The organism is Caulobacter sp. P1_B12_2 (assembly GCF_056406675.1).
Window position 1 is genome coordinate 1 of sequence record NZ_JBFTZS010000296.1, and the last position, 5,818, is coordinate 5,818.

A 5,818-nucleotide genomic window follows, 5' to 3' on the forward strand; every position below is an offset into this window, starting at 1 on the left:
GCCAAGACCCTGGGCGTGCCGGTCCTGGCCCAGGTGCCGATCGAGATCGCCGTGCGCGAGGCCGGCGACGCCGGAACGCCCGTGGTGCTGCGGGCGCCGGAGAGCGCGGCGGCCAAGGCGTTCGTCGCGGCGGCGAAGGCGTTGTGGGCCAACATCCAATAGATCCGCTCATCCCGGCATTCGCCGGGATGAGCGGAATTTGTTCTGAAAGAAAAAGGCCGCCCGGGTTTCCCCGGACGGCCTCATCTTCATCAACTCACGTCGAAGCCTAGAAGCTCCAGCGCAGGCCCGTCGAGATGACCACGGCCGAGCCGCCGACGTCGCCCTTGAGGTTCAAGGTCGTCGCCGCGGCGGTGCCGCCGTAGATCGTTTCGGTGCGGTTGATCTTGGTGTCGTCGAAGCTGATGTACGACACCGCCGCGTCCCACTGGATGCTGTCGGTGGCCTGCCAGGTCGAGCCGACCGCATACAGCATGCGGTCGCCGTCCGGCACGCGGGCGCTGCGGCCGACGTCCGGGGTCGGGGTCGGATCGTACTGCACGCCGCCGCGCAGGGTCAGCTTGTCGTTGACCACATAGTCGACGCCGGCGGCCACCGTGGTGGTGTCCTTGTAGTTCTGCTCGCTGACGCTGCCGCCGTTCGGATAGGTGACGACGATCTTGTCGAACTCGCTCCAGCCGATGCGCGAGACCGAGGCGTTCAGGGTGGCCTTGTCGGTGACCTGCCAGCGCGCGCCGAGGTGGGCCATCCACGGGGTGGTGATCTTGGCCACGCCGTCGGTGTTGACGTTGGCGCCGGCCAGCGGACCCAGCAGGCCCGTGATCAGCACCTTGCCGTCCAGCTCGTGCTTGATTTCCGAACGGTACGAGGCGCCGATCGTCAGGGTCGGGCTGGCGTGGAACTGGGCTCCGACGTTCCAGCCGTAATCCCAGTTGCCTTCGCCCTTCAGCGACGAGGCGCCGTCGGGCAGGGCCGGCGACAGGTTCGGCAGGGCCGAGGTCAGCTCGGCGTCGGTGTACTGGGCCGAAACGCCCACGCCCAGGTCGAGCATGTCGTTGACGCGGTAGGCCACGACGCCGTTGACGTCGATGGTCTTCAGGTTCGACTTCAGGGCGTCGTAGCGGGTCCAGCTACGGCTGTTGTAGTCGGTGGTGAAGTTGTAGGGCGCGGCGACGGTCAGGCCGACGGCCAGCTTGTCGTTGACGCGGAAGGCGCCGGCGAAGTTGGGCACGATGCCGTTGTTGATCGGACCGCCGGCATAGGGCTCGCCGCCCACCGGGGTGGTCAGGCCGCCCGGGATGACCGGACGGGTCAGGGTCGAGCCGACGTTGTTGACCTGGGAGTCGACCTGGACGAGGTGGACGCCGCCGTAGATCTCGTTCTTGTCGAGACCGGCGATCGAGGCGGGGTTCCACCACAGGCTGGCGGCGCCGCGATCGGCGACTTCGCCCGAATAGGCGCGGCCGGCGCCGCGAACCGACTGTTCTTGCAGATAGAAAGCAGCGGCCGAGGCCTGCGAAGCGACGACCAGCGTGGCGAGGGCCACGCCGGCGGCGAGGGAGATACGCGAGATAGACATGAGAGACGACCTTCTGGGGAGGAGGTTCCGGCGCCTTTGGCGGCGCCGGTTGCCGTCGCTCTAACGCATCAGGTCAAAAACCGTTGCTATTTATTCGCAAAACGATGAATTTTGTACAGTAAGTCAAATAACGTTGAGATTTGTATTGGCTCTATATTTCGATGTTTTGTCAGTAATGCTTGAAGTTGCCTGAAAGGGCGCGAACGAGCTGACGTAGGGGAAATCTAAGCCCGCTCTGTTCGCGCCGCAATCAGTATCGCAAAGCGAGAGGTTTAGCCGCCCGCTAGTTTACGGAAGAACTTCGCGCCCTGTTCGCCGCCGTTGAAATAGGCCTTCTGGTCCGGCTCGGCGGTGATCTGCTCCCAGTTGTCGCGCACTTCCTCGGCCGAGAGCCCGCCTTCGCCCAGATAGACGCCCTCGGTCTCGAAGATCCGCGACAGGGCGAAGGCGCCCGCGCCGGCGGTCAGGATCGCGCCGGTCGGGGCGTCTTCCGACACCAGATAGACCACGCCGGGAGTCACATATTCCGGCTTCAGCTTCTCCAGCACTTCCGGCGGCATCAGGCCCTCGGTCATGCGGGTGGCGGCCACGGGGCTGATGGCGTTGATCTTGACGTTGTTCTTGGCGCCTTCCAGCTTCAGCGTGTTCATCAGGCCCAGCACCGCCATCTTGGCCGCGCCGTAGTTGGACTGGCCGAAGTTGCCGTACATGCCCGAGGACGAGGTCGTCACGACGATGCGGCCGTAGTTCTGGGCCTTCATGATGTCCCAGACGGCCTTGATCGGCTTGAAGGTGCCGAACACGTGGACCTGGATCACGGCCTCGAAGTCGGCCAGCTCCATCTTGGTCAGGGTGCGGTCGCGCAGGATGCCGGCGTTGGCGATCAGGATGTCGATCCGGCCCCACTTTTCCATGGTGGTCTTCACCAGGTCGGCGACGCCGGCGTCGTCGGTCACCGAGGCGCCGTGGGCGATGGCCTGGCCGCCCGCCGCTTCGATCTCGGCCACGACCGCCTTGGCCGCGTCGGACGAGCCGCCCGCGCCGTCGACGCTGCCGCCCAGGTCGTTGACCACGACCTTGGCGCCGCGCCGCGCCAGCTCCAGCGCATGCTGCCGGCCCAGACCGCCGCCGGCCCCCGTGACGATCGCCACCTGGCCGTCGAAGCGAATATCGTCCGCCATGCTCTTCTCTCCCTCAAACGCGTGTTTGGTTTGGCGCGTTTGTGCGGCGCGGGAGAGGGGGCGTCAAGAGAGCCCTCTTCCCCCTTTGGGGGAGGAGGTCGCGCAGCGACCGGAGGGGGCAAGTATTAGGAGCACGGCGGCGGCGAACACTTGCCCCCTCCGCGCCTGCGGCGCTCCTCCCCCAAAGGGGGAAGAGGCTTCCTTACGCCTTCTTCTTCTCGCCCCCCGCCACCGGCGGCTTGGGTTGGTCGCGCTTCACGCCGGCCTTCTGGCCGGGCTTCATGAACTTCACCAGCACGCGCTGGCCGACCAGGATCGGGGCGCCGTCGGCGCTGACCACCACCTCGACGACGCGTTCGTCGCTGCGCTGGCTGGGGTCGTCGGAGGCCAGCTTGCGGGCGCCGAACACGGCGGCGCGGCGCAGGACCTTGCCGGTATAGGTCTTGGTCGGGTCGCCTTCCGGCTGGATCTCGACCTCCTGGCCGATGCTGACATTGGGGATGTCGGCCTCAACGATCTCGGCGCGGACGATGCGGGCGGTCCGCGGCTCGAGGTCGAACATCGGGGTGACGTTCAGGGTCGAGGCGCCGGCCCCCGGATTGGCGTAGCGGCGGGCGATGCGGCCGTCGGCCGGGGCGCGGATCACCGTCAGTTCCTGGTTGTAGCGCGACTGGGCCAGCTGAGCGGTCGCCACCTGGATCGCCGCCTGCTGAGCCTGGATGCTGGCGTTGGCCGAGGCGATCTGGTCCTGGGCGGCGTCCAGACGCTGACCGGCCACGAAGTTGGAGGCCGACAGGTTCTGCAGGCGCTTGTACTCGCGCTGGCCGGTGCGCAGCTGCACTTGATAGAGGGCGACCTGGGCGCGGGCGGAGGCGAGGTTCGCCGAGGCGGTGTCGGCGGCCAGGCGGGCGTCGTCGTCCTCCTGCTTGGCCAGGGCCTGGCCGGAGACCACGTCCTGGCCTTCCTGGACGAACACCTCGCGCACGATGCCCTGGCGGCGCGCGGCCACCTGGATGATGCCGCCCTCGACGTCGGCCTTGCCGTTGGCGATGGCCGCGTAGGGGCTGGGCTCTTCCTGGATGGCGGCGGCCTCGAGCTTCTTCTTCTTCTCGGCGGCCTGGCCTTTCATGAAGAAGAACCCGCCGCCGCCGAGCACGACGAGGGCGATGACGATCCAGAAGGCGGGACGACGCAGGAACGCGGGCATTTGAAGGTTTCCCCAGAAAGTCAGTGGCTGAGCGGCGTGGGATTGGCGTCGGGCGTTCTACGCACGTCGTCCAGGATCCGGCCGTCTTCGATGTGGATGACGCGGTCGGCATAGGCCTCTAGCCGCGGGTCGTGGGTGACGCAGATCACCGCCGCGCCGCGCTCGGTGGCGGCGGCGCGCAACAGGCCGATGACGATCTGGCCGCTCTTCCCGTCAAGCGCGGAGGTCGGCTCGTCGGCGAAGATCAGATTGGGGTTCTTGGCCATGGCCCGGGCGATGGCGACGCGCTGTTTTTCGCCGCCCGACAGCTCGGACGGACGCTGGTTGACGCGCGGACCCAGGCCCACCTCCTCCAGCGCCGCCTGGGCGCGGCGCGAGGCCTCGCCCGGGCCGACGCCCTGATATTTCRGGGCGGTCATCACCTGCTGCTTGGCGGTGAGGGCGGGGAACAGGTTGAAGCCCTGGAAGATGAAGCCGCAGTGGTCGAGACGGAACTTGTCGATCTTGCCCGGCGGCAGCTTCCACAGGTCGGCGGCCTCCAGGGCCGCGACCTTGCCCTCGTCGGGACGCAGCAGGCCCGACAGGGCCGCCACCAGGGTCGATTTGCCCGAGCCCGAGGGACCCATGACCATGGTCACGTCGCCGTGCTTGGCGTCGAAGTCCACGCTCTTGAGCACTTCGATATAGGTGCGGCCGGTCTTGAAGCGCTTGACCAGGCCCTTGGCCATCAGGGCGGTGTCGCCGTGCTTGTAGTGGACGAGGCCGTTCATCGCAGGAGGTCCGCAGGCTGGCTGTTCTTCAGGACGCCCAGCGACAGGAAGCCGGACAGCATGGCGATGATGATCAGGAACACCGCGACCACCACCACCAGCAGGGGCGGGAAGGACATCGGCACCCCGCCGGCCGTGGCCGCCAGCGAGACCAGCCAGGTCAGCGCGCCCGAGGCGAGCACCCCGACGATCCCGACCCAGAAGCTCAGCTCCATGACGATGTTGCGCAGGTCGCCGATCGACACGCCCAGGGCGCGCAAGCTGGCGAACTCCTTGATGTTGGCCATGATCGCGCCGCGCAGGGTCTGCCAGGTGATCACCACCCCGATCAGCAGGCCCAGGAACGCCGAGAAGCCCAGGATGATGCCGATGATCTGGTCGTCCAGCATGGCGCCGGAATTGGCGTCGGCCAGTTCCTGGCGGGTCCAGGCGCGGAACTTGCCGTCGCCCTTCTTGTTCAGCTGGGCGGCGACGATCTCGGCGCGGGCTGGATCGCGGATCTGCACCATCAGCGGGCCGACGCGCTGTCCGGTGTCGGCCTCGCCCAGCATCCGCAGGGTGTCGCGCGACATCACCAGGGTCGGCTGGATGATGTTGGGGTAGCCGTGGGTGACGACGCCGATGGTGATGGTCTTGCCGTTGTAGAGAGCCTTGTCGCCCTTCTTGACGCCCAGGCGCTTGAGGGCCGTCTGGTCGACAGCCACGGCGTAGGGCTGGCGCAGAGCCTCGACCATGCCCAGCGAATAGTCGGTCGGCACGGTGACGAATCCCGGGATCGCGTCGATCACCGTGACGTTGACGAACTCGCTCTTGCGGCCGCCGCCGCCCTTCGGGCCGCCGTTCTTGGCCGCCTGCTTGGCGCGGGCGTCGGCCTTGGCCTGGTCCTCGGGCGACAGGATGTTCTGGAAGCGGCCGCCCGAACCGTCGAGCGGGGCCACCTGCAGCACTTCGGGATGGGTGTAGACCAGCGGGATCATCCGGCGCGGCAGTCCGGAGGGACCGCCGATCAGCGCCTTGGCGCCGGGACCCAGCACCATGATGTCGGCGCGGGCGCGGTCGATCTGGGCGGTGAACCCCTTGC

The 5,818-nt window shown here is 67.5% G+C and carries 6 protein-coding genes; 1 reads left to right on the forward strand and 5 read right to left on the reverse strand.

Going from position 1 to position 5,818, the window contains the following annotated elements; all coding sequences use genetic code 11:
* Nucleotides 1–9 precede the first annotated feature (9 nt).
* Complete coding sequence (locus tag AC1DZ6_RS17220; RefSeq protein ID WP_477098372.1) at nucleotides 10–162, forward strand: hypothetical protein; 153 nt, start codon at nucleotides 10–12, stop codon at nucleotides 160–162.
* A gap of 106 nt (nucleotides 163–268) precedes the next feature.
* Here the strand turns inward: AC1DZ6_RS17220 and AC1DZ6_RS17225 are convergent, their stop codons facing one another.
* From AC1DZ6_RS17225 to AC1DZ6_RS17245, 5 genes are all read right to left on the reverse strand, one after another.
* Nucleotides 269–1,579, reverse strand: coding sequence for an outer membrane protein transport protein (locus AC1DZ6_RS17225; protein ID WP_477098367.1), 1,311 nt, complete (start codon nucleotides 1,577–1,579; stop codon nucleotides 269–271).
* Nucleotides 1,580–1,851: 272 nt separating this feature from the next.
* A complete protein-coding gene (locus AC1DZ6_RS17230) occupies nucleotides 1,852–2,760 on the reverse strand; it encodes an SDR family NAD(P)-dependent oxidoreductase (RefSeq protein WP_477098368.1) in 909 nt (302 codons plus the stop codon).
* Nucleotides 2,761–2,962: 202 nt separating this feature from the next.
* Nucleotides 2,963–3,967, reverse strand: a complete 1,005-nt coding sequence (locus AC1DZ6_RS17235) for an HlyD family secretion protein (protein ID WP_477098369.1) — start codon at nucleotides 3,965–3,967, stop codon at nucleotides 2,963–2,965.
* Nucleotides 3,968–3,987: 20 nt separating this feature from the next.
* Entirely contained in the window at nucleotides 3,988–4,737 is a 750-nt protein-coding gene (locus tag AC1DZ6_RS17240) for an ABC transporter ATP-binding protein (protein ID WP_477098370.1), read from the reverse strand.
* Nucleotides 4,734–5,818: ABC transporter permease (locus tag AC1DZ6_RS17245; RefSeq protein WP_477098371.1), on the reverse strand; the 1,085-nt coding region annotated here is incomplete at its 5' end. The genes AC1DZ6_RS17240 and AC1DZ6_RS17245, both read right to left, overlap by 4 nt.

What these genes read in the sequence shown, in the direction of transcription:
- AC1DZ6_RS17225 (WP_477098367.1), bottom strand. Translation starts at nt 1,579, where the DNA reads ATGTCTATCTCGCGTATCTCCCTCGCCGCCGGCGTGGCCCTCGCCACG.
- AC1DZ6_RS17230 (WP_477098368.1), bottom strand. Translation starts at nt 2,760, where the DNA reads ATGGCGGACGATATTCGCTTCGACGGCCAGGTGGCGATCGTCACGGGG.
- AC1DZ6_RS17235 (WP_477098369.1), bottom strand. Translation starts at nt 3,967, where the DNA reads ATGCCCGCGTTCCTGCGTCGTCCCGCCTTCTGGATCGTCATCGCCCTC.